The following is a 17,559-nucleotide window of genomic DNA, read 5'->3' as shown; positions in this document are numbered from 1 at the left end:
TTCTTTATATAAAGAAGAATTGGGAATACGGGGTTGTATGTGACAACTCCGCTAGTACAGGCGTGCTAGAAACCTCCGCTTTACATATAAGCGGGGGAGTTTTCATATGGAACTCCTCTTTTTTTCGGGGGATTGGTATATAAAAGGAGTGGAAAATATGGCAACAGAAAAAACATACCCTATGACGCAAGAGGGTAAGCAAAAGCTAGAGAATGAACTTGAGGATTTAAAAACGGTAAAACGTAAAGAAGTTGTAGAGCGCATTAAGATTGCACGTAGCTTCGGAGATCTTTCTGAGAACTCTGAGTATGATGCAGCGAAAGATGAGCAAGCGTTCGTAGAAGGACGTATTACACAATTAGAAAACATGATTCGTAACGCAGTTATCATCACAGATAACGGTGAAGAATCTACAGTTGTTACATTAGGTAAAACAGTAACATTTAAAGAACTACCAGATGGAGATGAAGAAGCTTACACAATCGTAGGTAGCGCAGAAGCAGATCCATTTGAAGGAAGAATTTCTAACGATTCTCCAATCGCAAAAAGCTTATTAGGTAAGCAAATTGGCGAGAAGGTAGCAATCCAAACTCCAGGTGGAGAAATGCAAGTAGAGATTATCTCTGTAAAATAATTAAAAATCACTCGTGTAAAAGCGAGTGATTTTTTTATTTGTATAAAAGATGAAACACTCCGTCCAAACTATACTAGACGAGGTGTTTTTTTATGGAAATAAAACGGAGAATTACAATTGTTTTAATTTGTTTTATATGTGTCATGTTTATGTTACTTTGTCGTTTAATTCAAATACAAATTATCGATACGGAATCATTTACGGATCGTAAGATTAACTTAATTGAAAAAAGTGTTACACAACGGACGCAATCCATTACGGTAGATGATGGACGCGGCCATTTTATAGATCGTAATGGTAAGGAGATAGGTGAGAAAAAGTATCCTGTTTTAATTGTTTTTCCATTTCTACAATTAAAAAATAACATGTTGGAGAAAATTGCGCATATCATTGGTATGTCGAGACAAGAGATTGAAAGTCAAATGAAACATAAGAAAAGTGCATTTATCCTGCAAAGAGGAAATGAACCACTTCGCTTGGAACGAGAGCAGATGGAGAAGGTGAATCAATTAAATGTATTAGGCATTGTAGCAGCTGAAGTTCGTTTGCGGCAAACTAGCGTGGTGAATCATTTAATTGGTGATGTGGGTGAGAATGAACGAGAATTTCAAAAACGATACGGAGAAGTTAGAAAAATTTCAAAACAAACACCGATTGGCATTTCAGGATTGCAGCAATCATTTGATGAATTTCTTTTGACCGATGGAGAGGCAAAAGTATTGTATCAAGTGGACCGGCAAGGAGAACCGATTTTTGGAAAACAAGCGAAATATACATCGCCTGGAAATCCGTTTTATCCAGTGACGATTCAAACTACTTTACATAACGAGTTACAGAAAAAAGCAGAAGAAGTAGTTGAAGCAAGTGAAATTAAGAAGGGAGGAGTAGTGCTACTTGATGTAAAGAAAAATGAAATTTTAGCAATGGTTAGCAAACCATCTGTACAGGTGAAAGATGAGAGTTTATATAAAACTACACTTGAAAATCAAATGTTAACACCACACTTTCCCGGTTCTGTTTTTAAAACAATAATTGCGGCCGCAGCGATTGATCAAAATGAAAATGTTTTTAATCGCGTATTTAATTGTAATAAAGATTTATATGGTGAAGATCACCCACAAGTTAGGATGGGGACACTTAGTTTTAAAGAGAGCTTTGCTAGAAGCTGTAACAGGACATTTTCAGAGTTAGGAAATGAGCTAATACAAAAGGATAAGATGGTGTTAGAAACTTATGTAGAGGCTTTAGGAGGCGCTGAGAAGGTTGGATGGAGAGGTTCTGTATTTCATACAACTCATTTTGAGCAAATGCCAGAGGAGAAAAGTGTTACGATTTGGGAGAGTGAAGGAAATAAGAATAGTAAAAAAGCGGTAGCGCAAACAGCAATTGGACAGAAAGATGTACGTATGTCACCTCTAGCGATTGCAAATATGATGGCGACGATTGCTAGAGGTGGAGAAAAGATGGAAGTGAAAGCTGTTGAAAAAATAATGTACAAAAATGGAACGGATTTTTATACATTTGAAGACCATACATTAGGGGGGAAACAGCTTTCATATGAAACAGTGAAAACATTACAACAGTTATTAAGGAGCGTTGTAACAACGGAGAAAGGCACAGGAGCAGCATTCAAGTCGTTACCACTAAGTGTCGCTGGAAAATCTGGGACAGCACAAACAGGAAAAGGAACGAAAGAGAATCGTTGGTTTGCAGGTTATTTTCCATATGAAAATCCAAGATATGCTTTAGTTGTCGTGGATATAGAAACGAGTAGCAATGTAAATGCAGTTACACCTATTTTTAAAGCAATCGTAGAATCAATCTATCAATTAGAGAATGAAAAGTAATCTTGCAATTCATAGTAAAATGTTTTCATTTCATGAAAATATTATTGTAAATGTTCAACCTTTCTAGATTTAATGTTACAATAGCAAGTATGAAAAACTGCATGGAGGTTTGAAGAATGGCAGGAGGATCTAGATTCCAACAGAAACAACAAAAACGTCGTCAAAACGGTGTTTTAAATATTGCAATCGCTATTGTACTAGTAGCAGTAGCTATTGTAGCATATCAATTGTTTGTTCCTGACACGAAAGAGCAAGCGTCTTCTAGCGATAAAAAGGTAGCTCAGCAAACAACGAAAGAGAATAAGTCTGAGAAAGCTAAAGGCAAAGAAGAGACGAAGAAGAATGAACAAGAGAAAACAGAGGCTAAGAAGAAAGAAGAAGAAGAGAAGCTAAAGGCTGAAGAAGAACAGAAAAAAGCTGAAGAAGAAGCAAAAGCTAACGAGAAAGTACCAGCTGAAAAAACACAGCCGAAGGCAACTGACGCTTATACGAAACCTTCTTGGAAGCCAGTAGGCACAGAGCAAGGTGCAACACCTGCGATGACGTTTAAAAAAGGTACAGCAGATTGGAATGAGATGAATCAAGCGATTTCAGCTGCAATTGACGTTCCAGTAGAGCAATTAATTATTCATCGAATCGGAAATAACGGTAAGAATAAAGCTTACGGTAACGTACAAGATAAACAAACAGGTAAAAGATATTATGTAAATATTGATTGGGTAGACAATGAAGGCTGGAAACCAGTACTTGTTCAAACTCTAAACTAAAAAAGAGAAGCTCCTTAGGAGCTTCTCTTTTTTAGTTAGCGTAATTTCTTTAATTTAAAATGAACAACCGCGCTATAATATGGTCTTTTACTTTCAGGATCCATAACCATTTGATGCGAGATGTGATGAACTTCAAGCATAAGTGCTTTATTATTATCGATTTGTTCACTGATTTTACGTTCTAAAGAAGCTAAGTCTCCCGCTTCAAAAAATTCTACTTTATCTTCTAACATTTCAAAGGTAAATGACATGAAGACGGCCCCTCTCCTATGTAATCAACTATAGTGTAACAAAGAAAAGAAGGAAATACCATGTACATTTCAATTGACATTTTTAGAAAGAGGGAATATCATACTGATAAAACCGATAAGAAAAAGGGGAATTTTTATGGGTACAGAATTTAATGGTTTATTTGATGAGTGGGCTCATACGTACGACTCATTTGTACAAGGCGAAGATATACAATATAAAGAAGTTTTCGCCCATTATGAGGACATTCTAGAGGATGTAGTTAACAAGTCATTTGGTAACGTATTAGAATTTGGTGTCGGTACAGGTAATTTAACAAATAAATTATTACTTGCTGGCCGCACAGTTTACGGTATAGAACCGTCACGTGAAATGCGCATGATTGCAAAAGAGAAATTGCCAAAAGAGTTTTCCATTACAGAAGGTGATTTTCTTTCGTTTGAAGTCCCGAATTCCATTGATACCATAGTAAGCACCTATGCATTTCATCATTTAACAGATGATGAAAAAAATGTAGCGATTGCGAAGTATAGTCAATTGCTAAACAAAGGTGGTAAAATAGTGTTTGCTGATACGATATTTGCAGATCAAGATGCATATGATAAAACTGTTGAAGCAGCAAAACAAAGAGGTTTTCATCAGTTAGCAAACGATTTGCAAACGGAATACTATACACGTATTCCAGTTATGCAGACTATTTTTGAAAACAATGGCTTCCATGTAACGTTTACGAGATTAAATCATTTCGTGTGGGTAATGGAGGCAACTAAGCAATAGAAAGAGGGATTAGATTGAGAATTGCTGTAATTGGAGCAATGGAAGAAGAAGTACGTATTTTACGTGATAAATTAGAACAAGCAGAAACAGAAACGGTTGCGGGTTGTGAATTTACGAAAGGGCAATTAGCAGGACATGAAGTAATCTTGTTAAAGTCTGGTATTGGTAAAGTAAATGCAGCGATGTCAACGACAATTTTATTAGAAAGATATAAGCCTGAAAAAGTCATTAATACTGGTTCAGCTGGTGGATTCCATCATTCTCTAAATGTTGGGGATGTCGTTATTTCAACAGAAGTTCGTCACCATGACGTAGATGTAACAGCATTTAACTATGAGTATGGTCAAGTACCAGGAATGCCGCCTGGATTTAAAGCTGATGAAGCATTAGTTGCATTAGCTGAAAAATGTATGCAGGCAGAAGAAAATATTCAAGTTGTAAAAGGTATGATTGCAACAGGTGATTCATTTATGAGTGATCCGAACCTAGTTGCAGCCATTCGTGATAAATTTGAAAACCTTTATGCAGTAGAAATGGAAGCAGCAGCTGTTGCACAAGTATGCCACCAATATGAAGTTCCGTTTGTTATCATTCGTGCACTTTCTGATATTGCTGGTAAAGAATCAAATGTTTCATTTGATCAATTTTTAGATCAAGCAGCTCTTCATTCTACAAACTTTATCGTAAAAGTATTAGAAGAGTTAAAGTAATGTAACAAAAAGGCAACTGTCTCATATAAAGAAAATACATACAGTTGCCTTTTCTTTATTGGCAAATAAGGGGGAGAACACGATGAATGTATATCGTGGAGTTCATGAGTTAATTGGTCATACACCAATTGTGGAAATTACTCGTTTTTCACTTCCAGAAGGGGTCCGTTTATTTGCAAAGCTTGAATTTTATAACCCAGGCGGAAGCGTTAAGGACCGATTAGGAAGAGAATTAATCGAAGATGCGCTAGAAAAAGGGCTTGTTACAGAGGGCGGAACAATTATTGAACCGACAGCTGGAAATACTGGTATTGGACTGGCACTCGCAGCGTTACAACATGATTTACACGTTATCGTTTGTGTACCAGAGAAATTTAGCATTGAAAAACAAGAATTAATGAAAGCACTAGGCGCAACGGTCGTGCATACGCCGACTGAGCAAGGAATGACCGGTGCAATTGCAAAAGCAAAAGAGTTAGTAAATGAGATACCGAATTCATACTCTCCAAGTCAGTTCGCAAATGAGGCAAATCCTCGTGCATATTTTAAAACATTAGGACCTGAACTTTGGTCGGCACTTAATGGAGAGATTAACATATTTGTTGCTGGAGCAGGAACTGGCGGTACGTTTATGGGGACTGCATCTTATTTAAAAGAAAAAAATGTAGATATAAAAACGGTTATTGTGGAACCAGAAGGATCTATTTTAAATGGTGGTAAAGCTGGCTCACATGAAACAGAAGGGATTGGCCTTGAATTCATCCCGCCATTTTTGAAAACATCTTATTTTGATGAAATTCATACGATTTCTGATCAAAATGCATTTTTACGAGTGAAAGAATTAGCGCAAAAAGAAGGACTTCTTGTTGGGAGCTCTTCAGGAGCAGCATTTCATGCAAGTTTACTTGAAGCAGAGAAAGCGGCGCCAGGTACAAATATTGTAACGATTTTTCCTGATAGTAGTGAGCGCTATTTAAGTAAAGACATATACAAAGGATGGGAATAAAAAATGAGAGCAAAGACAAAGTTAATTCATGGTATTCGCATAGGAGAACCTTCAACTGGATCTGTAAATGTACCGATTTATCAAACGAGTACGTACAAACAAGAAGCAGTTGGTAAGCATCAAGGATATGAATATTCACGTACAGGAAACCCAACACGTGCAGCTTTAGAAGAAATGATTGCGGTATTAGAAAACGGCCATGCTGGTTTCGCATTTGGTTCAGGAATGGCGGCTATTACAGCTACAATTATGTTGTTTTCAAAAGGTGACCACGTTATTTTAACAGATGATGTGTATGGCGGAACGTACCGCGTGATTACGAAAGTGTTAAACCGCTTCGGTATTGAGCATACATTTGTAGATACAACAAACTTAGAGGAAGTTGAAGAAGCGATTCGTCCAAATACGAAAGCGATTTATGTAGAAACACCAACGAATCCGTTATTAAAAATTACTGATATTAAAAAAATATCTACTCTTGCTAAAGAGAAAGATTTATTAACAATTATTGATAACACATTCATGACGCCATATTGGCAGTCGCCAATTTCTTTAGGAGCAGACATTGTACTTCATAGTGCAACGAAATATTTAGGAGGTCATAGTGACGTAGTTGCAGGTTTAGTAGTTGTAAATAGTCCGCAATTAGCAGAAGACCTTCACTTTGTACAAAACTCAACAGGAGGCATTCTTGGTCCACAAGATAGCTTCTTACTACTTCGTGGTTTAAAAACATTAGGAATTCGAATGGAAGAGCATGAAACGAATTCACGCGCAATTGCTGAGTTTTTAAATAATCATCCAAAAGTGAATAAAGTATATTATCCAGGTCTTGAGTCACATCAAAACCATAAATTAGCAACAGAACAAGCAAATGGATTTGGTTCGATTATCTCATTTGATGTAGATAGCGAAGAAACATTAAATAAAGTACTTGAGAGATTACAATACTTTACACTGGCTGAAAGTTTAGGAGCAGTAGAAAGTTTAATTTCTATCCCATCTCAAATGACGCATGCATCAATCCCAGCAGATCGTCGCAAAGAACTAGGAATTACAGATACATTAATTCGAATTTCTGTCGGTATTGAAGACGGAGAAGATTTAATTGAAGATTTAGCACAAGCGTTAGCATAGTAAAAATGCACTGCTAGTATAGGCAGTGCATTTTTACTATATTAATTTGTGAAATATTTCACAAATTAGACAAACACAAATAAAATAAATTCATGTATATTAAGTTCATGAAGTGTTACCCACGAACAAACTTGTGAAATATTTCACAAACAATGAGGTTCATGTAGGAAAGCAATTCTATTTTTTTTGCGCTAATCAGGACTAATTATGACCTGTAGGGTCTTATTTAGTCCAAGATAGCAGAATAGGAGGAATTTACATGGTAGTCAAAGAGAAAGTTGTAAATGAAATGCAGGAAGTAAAAGAGATGATTGATATGTTAGTGAATAACGGTCAGAGAGCTTTACAAGCATTAGAAAGTTTTACACAAGAGCAAATTGACAACATTGTTCATGAAATGGCATTAGCAGGTGTTGATCAACATATGCCGCTTGCGAAGTTGGCTGTTGAAGAAACAGGTCGTGGTGTATACGAAGATAAATGTATTAAAAATATTTTTGCTACTGAATATATTTGGCATAGCATAAAGAAAGATAAAACAGTAGGGATTATTCACGAAGATCCTCATGAAGAAATAATAGAAATTGCGGAGCCCGTCGGTGTAGTAGCTGGGGTAACACCAGTAACGAATCCAACATCGACAACAATGTTTAAAGCATTAATCGCGATAAAAACGAGAAATCCAATTATTTTCGCATTTCATCCTTCAGCACAAAACTGTTCTATTGCAGCCGCAAAAACAGTATATGATGCAGCGGTGAAGGCGGGGGCACCAAAACATTGTATACAGTGGATTGAAAAGCCTTCTGTCGAAGCAACGAAACAATTAATGAACCATGAAGGTGTTGCTCTTGTTTTGGCAACTGGAGGGGCTGGTATGGTGAAATCAGCTTATTCTACTGGAAAACCAGCGCTAGGTGTAGGTCCTGGTAATGTACCATGTTATATAGAGAAATCAGCGCATATAAAACGAGCGGTTAATGATTTGATTTTATCTAAAACATTTGATAATGGTATGATTTGTGCATCAGAACAAGCAATTATTGTAGACAAGGAAATTTATGATGATGTGAAAACAGAAATGATTGCAAATGATTGTTATTTTGTAACCGAGGAAGAGAGAAGTAAATTAGAAAAGCTTGTTATTAATGAAAATACATGTGCAGTAAATAGTGATATTGTAGGGAAATCCGCACAGTATATTGCCGAATTAGTTGGAATTACTGTACCTAAAAATACAAAAATGCTTGTAGCTGAAATACAAGGCATCGGAGCCGCATATCCACTATCTCGTGAGAAGTTAAGTCCAGTATTAGCTTGTGTAAAAGCAAATTCATTAGAAGAAGGGTTTACATATTGTGAAGAAATGTTAAACCTCGGTGGTTTAGGACATTCAGCAGTTATCCATTCTGTAAATAAAGAAGTGCAAAAGCAATTTGGATTACGTATGAAAGCTTGCCGCCTTATTATAAATGCCCCTTCATCACAAGGTGGAATCGGTGACATATATAATGGATTTATTCCATCACTTACGCTTGGCTGCGGTTCCTACGGGAAAAACTCGGTTTCTCAAAACGTAACAGCGACGCACTTATTAAATATAAAAAGGTTGGCAAATAGAAAAAAGAATATGCAGTGGTTCAAATTACCACCAAAAATTTATTTTGAAAAACATGCGACATCATATTTAGCAAATATGCCTAACATTTCACGTGCGTTTATTGTAACGGATCCAGGAATGGTTGAGCACGGATATGTAGATACGGTTACGCATTATTTACGTAAACATGCAAATGATGTGAAAGTTGAAGTTTTCTTTGAGGTCGAGCCAGATCCGTCAGATGAAACTGTGTTTAAAGGTGCGGAAATGATGAGAAGTTTTCAGCCTGATGTCATTATCGCACTTGGTGGTGGTTCAGCGATGGATGCAGCGAAAGGGATGTGGCTTTTCTATGAGCACCCAGAAACAACATTCTATGGAATTAAACAGAAGTTTTTAGATATAAGAAAACGTACATGTAAATATCCGGAATTAGGAAGTAAGGCGCAGTTTGTTGCTATTCCAACAACATCTGGAACAGGATCAGAAGTGACACCATTTGCGGTTATTACAGATAAGAAAAATAATATAAAGTATCCACTTGCCGATTATGAATTAACGCCAGATGTAGCAATTGTTGATCCACAATTTGTAATGACAGTACCACCACATGTAACAGCAGACACTGGGATGGACGTATTAATGCATGCAATCGAGGCGTATGTGTCTGTTTTAGCAAATGACTATACAGATGGATTAGCATTAAAGGCTATTGATCTCGTATTTAAATATTTACCAAGAGCATTTAAAGATGGACATGATGAAGAAGCACGAGAAAAAATGCATAATGCTTCTGCAATTGCAGGGATGGCATTTGCAAATGCTTTCCTAGGTATTAATCACAGTTTAGCACATAAAATTGGACCAGAATTTCATATTCCGCATGGGCGTGCGAATGCAATTCTTATGCCGCACGTAGTTCGCTATAATGCTATTAAGCCAAGAAAACACGCATTGTTCTCAAAATATGAGCATTTTGTAGCTGATGAACGCTATGCACATATTGCGAGAATGCTCGGGCTACCAGCAAGTTCGGTGGCAGAAGGTGTAGAATCACTCGTCAAAGCAATTATTGATCTCGGAAAAAGTTTAAATATAAATATGAGTATTGCGGGACAAGGAGTTGCTAAAGACCAATTTGAAGAGGTTGTTGGATTATTAGCAGAAAGAGCTTTTGAAGATCAATGTACAACAGCTAATCCGAAATTACCTCTCATTTCAGAGCTGAAAGAAATTTATATGAAAGCATATAAAGGTGAGTAATGGTTATGAAAGAGTCGCAATAAAGCGGCTCTTTTTCTTTTGGAAAACATCTCCCAGAATGGCTGTATTTACTTGTCTTTAAGTTTAGTAGAATATGATACAGTGAAATGGAGGAGTGAGAATATAATGAAAGAATTACAAGAGAAAATAGAAGATTATACTCGGTTCGGACAAATTCTTCTCGCTGTAAGTACATTGTTAATGGTTGGCTTATTGATTCCAAATGGAGCAAAAGAAACGATACAATTTTTTGTTATGATGGGGAGCATCGTTATATTTTTAAGTTTATCTTTCTTTTTCTTTCAGCGTGTGAAAGTGATGCGAGACAAGTTAGAGGGAAACGAATGTGAATAATATTGATAAATAGTGCGTTACAAAAAGAAGGAATCTTTTTGTAACGCTTTTTGTTTTTTTCTAGAAAATGTATGTGTTTCATATTGACAATGATAATCCTTATCAATTAAATTAGAATAGTAGTTAATGATTATCATTATCAATTAGAGGTGGGAGAATGAAAAAATCTATTACGCTATTTACAGCGATTTTATCTATTTTTTTCTTATTAATAGGTTGCAGTGCAAAGGGAGACGAAAAAGCAGCGGCAACAAAAACAGAAAAAGGAAAAGAGAAAATAGAAGTTACCGACCTGTCAGGAAGAAAGGTAATATTCGATAAAGTGCCAGAGAGTTTTGCAACATTAAGTATGGGAGACATGAATATTATTCATGCTTTAGGCGGAAAAATAGTGGGTCGTCCGGATGCAAAAATAACTCTTCCAGAGGATATAAAGAAAGTACAAGTAATCGGAAATGCACATCAGCCGAATTTTGAGCAAATTGCCAGCTTAAAGCCCGATGTACTTATTGCTAATAATGGGTTCCAAAAGAATGTTCCAACAGTTGAAGGGCAAGGAACGAAAGTAATGATTTCTTCTACGAATTCTGTACAAGATATTCTAAAGAATATTGAACTATACGGAACGATAATGAAAAAAGAAGATAAAGCAAAAGAACTTAACCAAAAAATTACGAATCAAATGAAGACATATGAGAAAAAGAGTGATGTGAAAGCATTGCTAGTGTATGGAGCACCTGGTACTTATTTAGCAGCATTACCAACTTCTTTATCAGGTGATATTTTAGAGAAAACAGGTGGGAAAAATATTGCCGCTGATTTTCCAGAAATGAAGGAATATCCGCAATATGCACAGCTAAGTGTAGAACGCATTATTGAGGCGAATCCTGATGTGATTTACTTAATTACACATGGAGATCCAAATAGCGTTAAAAAAGCATTTGAAGGTGAAATGATGAAAAATGAAGCGTGGAAAAATTTAGATGCAGTAAAACAAAATCGCGTAGTTATTTTGCCACCAGGCTTATTTGGATCAAATCCTGGAACAAAAGTTACAGAAGCGATGGACTTTATGTATAAAAGTATACAAGATGTAAGGAAATGATAAGTATGGAAAGTAGTGAAGTAGTAAGGGAAAAGGAACATCCTTTTGCGAAAAAAAGATGGATCATAGCAGTTACCTTAGTTGTATTAACGGTTTTATGTCTTTTTTACGGTCTTTTCGCAGGAAGCCTATCCTTTTCTTTACGAGATATTGTAACAGGGATACAAGATGAAGGTTCGACAGTTCATCGAATTGTATGGGACCTTCGTATACCAAGAGTGCTCGTTGGATTTATAGTAGGAACATGTTTAGCTGCATCTGGCGCAATGCTGCAAGGGGTGATGAGAAATCCTCTTGCAGACCCTGGTATTATCGGGGTGTCATCTGGAGCAGGCCTTGTTGCAATTGTAATTATGATTTTATTCCCTCAGCATATGGCGTTTTTACCACTCGGTGCGTTTTTAGGAGCTTTCATAACGGCGATGATCATTTATGCTTTATCATGGCAAAAAGGGGCGCCACCTTCAAGAATTGTCTTAGTAGGTGTGTCAATTAATGCATTAATAGGTGCAGCGACGTCAGCATTAATGTTATTACATAGTGACAAAGTACAATCCGTGTTACCGTGGTTAGCGGGTGGTATTGGCGGTGTAAGTTGGGCACATTTAAACATGATTATTTATTATGCAATATTCGCTATTATACTGGCCTTCTTCGGTATCAAGCATATTCGAGTATTAATGCTTGGAGATGAAATGGCGAAATTATTAGGTCATAACGTGGAGAGAAGTCGTTTTTATTTAATAGTAGTAAGCACATTATTAGCTGGAATAGCAGTTAGTGTTTCTGGTCTTATTGGATTTGTCGGCCTTGTCGTACCACATATGTTACGTTTATTAGTTGGAAATGACTATAAATATTTACTGCCATTATCATGCCTTGGCGGAGGGATATTACTTGTTTTCGCGGATGCGATAGCTCGAAGTTGGTTTGATCCAATTGAATTGCCTGTCGGTATTTTATTATCCTTCTTAGGCGGTCCGTTCTTCTTATATTTAATTCATAGAGGGGGAAAACAGCGTGATTTCCGTTAATAAAGTGTTTTACGCACATTCTGAAAGATTTCAAATGCAAAATATGAATGTACATATTAAAGCTGGAGAAGTCGTTAGTTTGATTGGACCGAATGGATCTGGGAAATCTACGTTGCTTCGTTTAATAGCAAGACTACTTAAACAAAGCGAAGGGGATATCGTTTTAGATGGAAAAAGTATTCATACGATGAAAAGTGCCGATGTAGCGAAGCAATTAGCGATGTTACCACAAATGCATGATCATCAATTAGATTTAACAGTGAAAGAATTAATCGAATTTGGAAGAGGCCCTCATAAGTTATGGAGAGGTCGCTTAAATAAAGAAGATGAAGAAATTGTTGATTGGGCATTGTCTGTTACAAATCTTGAAGGGTATGAATATCGTCTTTTACAATCTTTATCAGGAGGGGAAAGACAACGCGCTTGGATTGCAATGACGCTAGCACAACGTACGAATGTCTTATTATTGGATGAGCCAACAACTTTTTTAGATATCGTTCATCAGTTGGAAGTAATGGAACTTGTGAAACGACTAAACGAGGAATTTGGCATGACAATTATAATGGTTTTACATGATATTAACCAAGCGGCTCAATATAGTGATCGTTTACTCGTATTAAAGCGAGGGAAGCTTCAGTATGATGGTATACCAGAAGAAGTGTTATGTCATGAAATGTTTCAACATGTATTTGGCATAGAGGTAGATATTTTTCAAGGAAGCGATAAGCCATTTTTTACACCGAAACGAATTTCTAAAAAAGGAGGAGCAAAATGCGAACAGAAGAACGTGTTACCACTGAGTTAGTAAGGGAATTTGTTATGGCAGCTCACGGAGATTTAGAAAAAGTACAAGAACTGTTGGCTGAATCGCCAAGTTTACTTCATGCTTCTTACAATTGGGGTGGATCAGATTGGGAAAGTGCGTTAGGAGCAGCGGCACATGTAGGGCGTAAAGATATTGCTCTTTACTTATTAGAAAAGGGTGCTCGAATGGATATTTTCGCGGCCGCTATGCTGGGGGAATTAGAAGTTGTACAAGCTATTTTAGTAGCACAACCAGAAGCATTACGTGCATCTGGTCCACATGGTATTTCTCTTCTTCAACATGCACGAATGGGTGGAGAAAAAGCACAGCGTGTATTTGACTACTTAACGGTGCTTTCTTACTGACCGCCAAAGTTCTTATGTGCGGTAAACTTTTCACTTTTATATAATTGGAAAGTTTACCGCCCGTTAGAACGGGATAAGTATCTAGTGTATTTGAAAATCCTACACCCCCTCAATTGTAGTTTTCTTTATGCTAGTTATGATATGGATGCAGTAGACAATATTTGTCTACTGCCTTTTTTTTAATTCTTTTGAGATTGAATATTCTGTATTTAAATGTTAGTTCATTTATAATAGATAGTAACATTTAGTATGGATACAAGACGTGAGCGAGTAATGAAGTACAAATTCGTGGGAAGGAGTGCAGAAATGTTTCATACAGATCGTTTACAAATTCGCAAATATACAATGGATGATTTACAGTTCTACGCTTCACTATGGGGAAATGAGAAGGTAATGCGCTATATTGGAAATGGGACGTTAAAAACATATATGCAGTGTAAAAAAAGTTTGGAGGAGTGGGTGATTCCTAGCTATAAAAACGGTCTCGGTTTATTTGTATTGATTGAAAAGGAAACGGGAATACGAATTGGTCATGCAGGATTAGTAAAGCAGCAAATAGATGGAAAAGAGGAAATTGAAATTGGTTATTGGTTATTACCTCAGTATTGGGGAAAAGGGTATGCGAAAGAAGCAGCGGCAGCATTTCGAGATTATGGCTTCCAAGCGTTACGAATGAATAAATTAATCTCTCTTATTAATCCGGATCACCCCGCCTCAATCTTTGTTGCTAGAAAAACGGGGCTTAGTTATGAGAAAACAACTTCATTTTATGGGATGGATGTTCTCGTTTATTCCATTAGGCGCATTGGATGAAAAAAGGTGAATTGCATCTTTTGAAGAATGGTATATAAAAATAAAGGGGGGATTACATGTACATTTATCATAATGGACTTATTATTCGTGAGGGAACGAATGGTGTACCTGCATATGCAATTAAAACTTTATTCGAAGATGCCGGTTGGAGCAATGATAATATCCCTTCTTGGCAAATTGAAAAATTCACGATAGCATTTGAAAATTCAACATGGGCATTCACAATTTGGGATGAAGAAGAGATGATTGCGATGGTTAGAGTCATTTCTGATGGAATCATGGTCGCCAACATAGTAAATTTAGTTGTGAAATGTGAATATAGAGGGAAGGGATTAGGTAAGAAACTTGTTGCTCTTTGTTTGCAAAAATTGCCACATGGTGACTGGTTTGCGCATACTTCTGCGAGTAATTTTGATTTTTATAGAAGTTGTGGTTTTGAGGTGAGAGAGTTATCGAGAAATGGAACATGTGCGTACTATGGATATCAAATAGCCAAAAAAGAGGGGCACCGATAAGGAGAAAAAGTAGAACAGAAAAAGGCTTACTATTTTAATAATATAAACTGAACTAAGATTCATTTTATGATAAAATGAAAGAAAATTCTGTTTATTGTTAGGGGGATAAAAATGAGTATAAAAGTTGGGGATGTATTTAAATACGAAAGAAGATTTACTGAGGAAGAGGTTTTTGAATTTGCAAATATTACAGGGGATAAAGGTAGGCATCATATGGAATATGATGAAAATGGACGTTTAATGGTTCATGGTTTATTGACTGCTAGTATTGGAACGAAAGTAGGCGTAGAATTACATTACATAGCAAGAGAATTAGTAAGTGAGTTTATTAGACCAGTTTTTACAGGAGATACGATCACTTGTGAATTAACTTTAACGAATGTTGAACAGATGGAAGGATACAAAAAGGTTTCAATCGAGTCAGTTTATCGTAATCAACACGAAAAGACTGTACTAGTTGGGACAAGCTATGGAGTTATAAGAGGATAAAAAGAAGCCTGATTTACAGGCTTCTTTTTTTAATAAACACGTTTTCGATTTTCTGCATGACTAGAGATGAGTAATAATGCAGTTTCGTCTCCTATATTACGAACGATATGAGGAACACATGCATTCCAGGAGAAAGAATCTCCTTCTTCTACAATTGCAACATCTTCTCCATGTTGAACTTCTAGTTTTCCGCGTAATACAAGGTGACATTCTTCTCCTTCATGGGCATTTGGTGTGTTTTCTTTCGGAAACCCAGCAGGAATTTCTACGAGATTGAGTCGAAGGCCACCTTGCTCTGCAACATGTTCAATTCTTTGTTCATCTTTTCCGTATACACTATATTTACGCTCTACCTTTTTGACAACTTTCAATCGATCTTTTTGTTCTAACAATAAATAGGGAAGAGGAACGTTTAAAAAATTGGAGATTGTTTCTAAAGTTGAGATAGATGGTGATGTTTTATTATTTTCAACCTGACTCATAAACCCTTTAGAAAGACCTGTTCCTTCACAAATTTGTGCAATTGTTATGCCTCTACGTTGACGAATTTCACGTATTGCAGAACCAATATTCATAAAATCAAGCTCCTTTTTATAAACAACTATTTGTATCATAGCAAAAAAAATATATATTTTCCCAGTGAAAATGAATTGACGAATAAAAAAAATTAGTGTATGTTTTGTAATGTAAATAAAAGTTTTGTATAAGAAAACTATAAAGGAGAGAAAGAAATGAATCAACATATTGGTAACTTAATTATTCGTATCGTGTTAGGGGTAACGTTCTTTATGCACGGTTTAACAAAATTCCAATCGGGAATTGACAATATTGCAGGGTGGTTCACAAGCATTGGTTTACCAGGAGGACTTGCATACGGTGTAGCAACAGTTGAATTAGTTGGCGGTCTATTATTAATTCTAGGTTTAGGTGTAAGATATATTGGATTATTATTTGCACTAGTTATGGTTGGAGCAATTGTAAAAGTAAAATGGTCAGCTGGTTTATTAGGAGATGGAAAAAATCCTGGTTTCGAATTAGAGCTTGCATTGTTAGCAATGGGTGCGTACTTATTTGTTGCGAAAGCGGATGGTTTTGTAGATAATTTCTTAAAAGAGAAAATGTCAAAGAAGAACTAATTTAAATGGGAGGCTAACAAGATGAGTTTTCAACTTCATCCCGATACAACGCTTGATGTTGTTCATTTATATGTATCAAATATAAAGAAATCACTAGAGTTTTATACAGAAGTACTACGTATGAAAGTACTAAAAGAAGATGAAATGGTTGTTACATTTGGGAATGAAAATAACGAACCACTCCTTATCATTGAAGAAAAGAAGGAAGCCTTACCAAAGCAAAGAGGGAGAACGGGTTTATATCATTACGCAATTTTATTACCGAGCAGACAGGATTTAGCGAATATCCTTCGTCATCTTGTAGAAATGGTTTATCCACTGCACGGCGGAGCTGACCATTACTTTAGTGAGGCCCTTTATTTAGCTGATCCAGATGGAAACGGGATTGAAATTTATCATGATCGTCAAAAAGAAGTTTGGCGTGATGAGAATGGAGAGCTACCATTTGTTAGTAACCCGTTAGCTGGTGAAGAATTATTACAGCAAGGAAGTAAATGGAGTGGGTTTCCAGCTGGTACTGTGATGGGACATATTCATTTCCATGTAGCTGATTTGGAAGAAGCGAAACGTTTCTATGTGGATGGTCTTGGCTTTGAAGTAACAATCCCAGCCCGTAATGGGGCGCTCTTTGTATCGGCAGGCGGCTACCATCACCATATCGGTTTAAATACGTGGCAAGGTGAAGGAATACTACCGCAAATGCCAAATTCTGTTGGCTTGAAATATTTCACAATTGTATTAGCAGATGAAATACAAAAAGAGCAAGTATGTGAAAGCTTAAAAAATATTGGTAAGATTGCTACGTACAAAGATGGAATATTACAAGTAGAGGATCCATTTGGACATTGTATCCATTTCAAAATAAAAGGAGAAGCCTAATTAATCCGTACCCTTTGTAAAGGACATTTTAAAAAAAGTTAGGCGGCATCAAGAAGATGATTTCTGTATTCAAC

At 36.4% G+C, this 17,559-nt stretch carries 20 protein-coding genes; 18 read left to right on the top strand and 2 right to left on the bottom strand.

Translation table 11 applies throughout. The features are described 5' to 3' along the window. The first annotated feature begins 157 nt into the window (after positions 1-157). The 3 genes from greA to PDQ33_RS21175 all read left to right on the top strand — a co-directional run bounded on the left by greA (position 158) and on the right by PDQ33_RS21175 (position 3,248). Positions 158-634: a transcription elongation factor GreA gene (gene greA / locus PDQ33_RS21185; protein WP_000179963.1), complete on the top strand. Its 477-nt coding sequence runs from the start codon at positions 158-160 to the stop codon at positions 632-634. A 92-nt stretch (positions 635-726) separates the two neighbouring features. After that, entirely contained in the window at positions 727-2,481 is a 1,755-nt protein-coding gene (locus PDQ33_RS21180; RefSeq protein ID WP_048557576.1) for a peptidoglycan D,D-transpeptidase FtsI family protein, read from the top strand. 116 nt (positions 2,482-2,597) lie between these two features. Next, on the top strand, positions 2,598-3,248 hold the full coding sequence (locus PDQ33_RS21175; protein ID WP_000897107.1) for a YrrS family protein: 651 nt from the start codon (positions 2,598-2,600) through the stop codon (positions 3,246-3,248). A gap of 35 nt (positions 3,249-3,283) precedes the next feature. On the opposite strand, the gene PDQ33_RS21170 is transcribed toward PDQ33_RS21175, so the two are convergent. After that, positions 3,284-3,499, bottom strand: a complete 216-nt coding sequence (locus PDQ33_RS21170; RefSeq protein WP_000010984.1) for a YrzA family protein — start codon at positions 3,497-3,499, stop codon at positions 3,284-3,286. Positions 3,500-3,635: 136 nt separating this feature from the next. Here PDQ33_RS21170 and PDQ33_RS21165 point away from each other — a divergent pair, with 136 nt between their 5' ends. The 13 genes from PDQ33_RS21165 to PDQ33_RS21105 all read left to right on the top strand — a co-directional run bounded on the left by PDQ33_RS21165 (position 3,636) and on the right by PDQ33_RS21105 (position 15,470). Continuing rightward, positions 3,636-4,274 carry a class I SAM-dependent methyltransferase gene (locus PDQ33_RS21165; RefSeq protein ID WP_000536319.1) on the top strand — a complete coding sequence of 213 codons (639 nt, stop codon included), beginning with the start codon at positions 3,636-3,638 and terminating at the stop codon, positions 4,272-4,274. A 14-nt stretch (positions 4,275-4,288) separates the two neighbouring features. After that, on the top strand, positions 4,289-4,984 hold the full coding sequence (gene mtnN / locus PDQ33_RS21160) for a 5'-methylthioadenosine/S-adenosylhomocysteine nucleosidase (RefSeq protein WP_270394776.1): 696 nt from the start codon (positions 4,289-4,291) through the stop codon (positions 4,982-4,984). Between the two features lie 82 nt (positions 4,985-5,066). After that, entirely contained in the window at positions 5,067-5,990 is a 924-nt protein-coding gene (locus PDQ33_RS21155) for an O-acetylserine dependent cystathionine beta-synthase (RefSeq protein ID WP_001103856.1), read from the top strand. 3 nt (positions 5,991-5,993) lie between these two features. Continuing rightward, positions 5,994-7,127 carry a bifunctional cystathionine gamma-lyase/homocysteine desulfhydrase gene (locus PDQ33_RS21150; RefSeq protein ID WP_270756537.1) on the top strand — a complete coding sequence of 378 codons (1,134 nt, stop codon included), beginning with the start codon at positions 5,994-5,996 and terminating at the stop codon, positions 7,125-7,127. Positions 7,128-7,386: 259 nt separating this feature from the next. Beyond that, positions 7,387-9,990: a bifunctional acetaldehyde-CoA/alcohol dehydrogenase gene (gene adhE / locus PDQ33_RS21145; protein WP_270756536.1), complete on the top strand. Its 2,604-nt coding sequence runs from the start codon at positions 7,387-7,389 to the stop codon at positions 9,988-9,990. A 126-nt stretch (positions 9,991-10,116) separates the two neighbouring features. Then, on the top strand, positions 10,117-10,344 hold the full coding sequence (locus PDQ33_RS21140) for a YrhC family protein (RefSeq protein ID WP_000661441.1): 228 nt from the start codon (positions 10,117-10,119) through the stop codon (positions 10,342-10,344). A gap of 157 nt (positions 10,345-10,501) precedes the next feature. Continuing rightward, positions 10,502-11,449, top strand: a complete 948-nt coding sequence (locus PDQ33_RS21135; protein WP_061132125.1) for a helical backbone metal receptor — start codon at positions 10,502-10,504, stop codon at positions 11,447-11,449. A gap of 5 nt (positions 11,450-11,454) precedes the next feature. Continuing rightward, a complete protein-coding gene (locus PDQ33_RS21130) occupies positions 11,455-12,483 on the top strand; it encodes a FecCD family ABC transporter permease (RefSeq protein WP_000445967.1) in 1,029 nt (342 codons plus the stop codon). Further along, on the top strand, positions 12,470-13,288 hold the full coding sequence (locus PDQ33_RS21125; protein WP_000626533.1) for an ABC transporter ATP-binding protein: 819 nt from the start codon (positions 12,470-12,472) through the stop codon (positions 13,286-13,288). Before PDQ33_RS21130 ends, PDQ33_RS21125 begins: the two co-directional genes overlap by 14 nt. Beyond that, positions 13,255-13,653, top strand: a complete 399-nt coding sequence (locus PDQ33_RS21120; RefSeq protein WP_001258470.1) for an ankyrin repeat domain-containing protein — start codon at positions 13,255-13,257, stop codon at positions 13,651-13,653. The genes PDQ33_RS21125 and PDQ33_RS21120 overlap by 34 nt, the downstream gene beginning before the upstream one ends. 273 nt (positions 13,654-13,926) lie before the next feature. After that, positions 13,927-14,466 carry a GNAT family N-acetyltransferase gene (locus tag PDQ33_RS21115; protein ID WP_429680594.1) on the top strand — a complete coding sequence of 180 codons (540 nt, stop codon included), beginning with the start codon at positions 13,927-13,929 and terminating at the stop codon, positions 14,464-14,466. A gap of 56 nt (positions 14,467-14,522) precedes the next feature. Next, positions 14,523-14,981, top strand: coding sequence for a GNAT family N-acetyltransferase (locus tag PDQ33_RS21110; protein WP_000276116.1), 459 nt, complete (start codon positions 14,523-14,525; stop codon positions 14,979-14,981). Positions 14,982-15,092: 111 nt separating this feature from the next. Then, positions 15,093-15,470, top strand: coding sequence for a MaoC/PaaZ C-terminal domain-containing protein (locus tag PDQ33_RS21105; RefSeq protein ID WP_270756529.1), 378 nt, complete (start codon positions 15,093-15,095; stop codon positions 15,468-15,470). Positions 15,471-15,499: 29 nt separating this feature from the next. Here PDQ33_RS21105 and PDQ33_RS21100 read toward each other — a convergent pair whose 3' ends face one another. Beyond that, complete coding sequence (locus PDQ33_RS21100; RefSeq protein WP_061132126.1) at positions 15,500-16,045, bottom strand: helix-turn-helix domain-containing protein; 546 nt, start codon at positions 16,043-16,045, stop codon at positions 15,500-15,502. Positions 16,046-16,201: 156 nt separating this feature from the next. Here PDQ33_RS21100 and PDQ33_RS21095 point away from each other — a divergent pair, with 156 nt between their 5' ends. Together PDQ33_RS21095 and PDQ33_RS21090 are read left to right on the top strand one after the other, a co-directional pair. After that, positions 16,202-16,606 (top strand): DoxX family protein, encoded by a 405-nt coding sequence (locus PDQ33_RS21095; protein ID WP_001071557.1) that lies wholly within the window; start codon positions 16,202-16,204, stop codon positions 16,604-16,606. 21 nt (positions 16,607-16,627) lie between these two features. Then, the gene (locus PDQ33_RS21090; protein WP_061132128.1) at positions 16,628-17,485 is read left to right on the top strand and encodes a VOC family protein; all 858 of its coding nucleotides are present in this window, start codon (positions 16,628-16,630) and stop codon (positions 17,483-17,485) included. The last annotated feature ends 74 nt before the right edge of the window (positions 17,486-17,559 follow it).

Source organism: Bacillus cereus group sp. Bc031 (assembly GCF_027716265.1).
Lineage (GTDB): Bacteria > Bacillota > Bacilli > Bacillales > Bacillaceae_G > Bacillus_A > Bacillus_A paranthracis.
This window is presented reverse-complemented; position numbering and strand designations above follow the sequence as displayed.

Bases quoted from the DNA above. Each gene is read 5' to 3' on its own strand.
- greA (WP_000179963.1), top strand. From the start codon at position 158: ATGGCAACAGAAAAAACATACCCTATGACGCAAGAGGGTAAGCAAAAG.
- PDQ33_RS21180 (WP_048557576.1), top strand. From the start codon at position 727: ATGGAAATAAAACGGAGAATTACAATTGTTTTAATTTGTTTTATATGT.
- PDQ33_RS21175 (WP_000897107.1), top strand. From the start codon at position 2,598: ATGGCAGGAGGATCTAGATTCCAACAGAAACAACAAAAACGTCGTCAA.
- PDQ33_RS21170 (WP_000010984.1), bottom strand. From the start codon at position 3,499: ATGTCATTTACCTTTGAAATGTTAGAAGATAAAGTAGAATTTTTTGAA.
- PDQ33_RS21165 (WP_000536319.1), top strand. From the start codon at position 3,636: ATGGGTACAGAATTTAATGGTTTATTTGATGAGTGGGCTCATACGTAC.
- PDQ33_RS21155 (WP_001103856.1), top strand. From the start codon at position 5,067: ATGAATGTATATCGTGGAGTTCATGAGTTAATTGGTCATACACCAATT.
- PDQ33_RS21150 (WP_270756537.1), top strand. From the start codon at position 5,994: ATGAGAGCAAAGACAAAGTTAATTCATGGTATTCGCATAGGAGAACCT.
- adhE (WP_270756536.1), top strand. From the start codon at position 7,387: ATGGTAGTCAAAGAGAAAGTTGTAAATGAAATGCAGGAAGTAAAAGAG.
- PDQ33_RS21140 (WP_000661441.1), top strand. From the start codon at position 10,117: ATGAAAGAATTACAAGAGAAAATAGAAGATTATACTCGGTTCGGACAA.
- PDQ33_RS21135 (WP_061132125.1), top strand. From the start codon at position 10,502: ATGAAAAAATCTATTACGCTATTTACAGCGATTTTATCTATTTTTTTC.
- PDQ33_RS21130 (WP_000445967.1), top strand. From the start codon at position 11,455: ATGGAAAGTAGTGAAGTAGTAAGGGAAAAGGAACATCCTTTTGCGAAA.
- PDQ33_RS21120 (WP_001258470.1), top strand. From the start codon at position 13,255: ATGCGAACAGAAGAACGTGTTACCACTGAGTTAGTAAGGGAATTTGTT.
- PDQ33_RS21115 (WP_429680594.1), top strand. From the start codon at position 13,927: ATGAAGTACAAATTCGTGGGAAGGAGTGCAGAAATGTTTCATACAGAT.
- PDQ33_RS21110 (WP_000276116.1), top strand. From the start codon at position 14,523: ATGTACATTTATCATAATGGACTTATTATTCGTGAGGGAACGAATGGT.
- PDQ33_RS21105 (WP_270756529.1), top strand. From the start codon at position 15,093: ATGAGTATAAAAGTTGGGGATGTATTTAAATACGAAAGAAGATTTACT.
- PDQ33_RS21100 (WP_061132126.1), bottom strand. From the start codon at position 16,045: ATGAATATTGGTTCTGCAATACGTGAAATTCGTCAACGTAGAGGCATA.
- PDQ33_RS21095 (WP_001071557.1), top strand. From the start codon at position 16,202: ATGAATCAACATATTGGTAACTTAATTATTCGTATCGTGTTAGGGGTA.
- PDQ33_RS21090 (WP_061132128.1), top strand. From the start codon at position 16,628: ATGAGTTTTCAACTTCATCCCGATACAACGCTTGATGTTGTTCATTTA.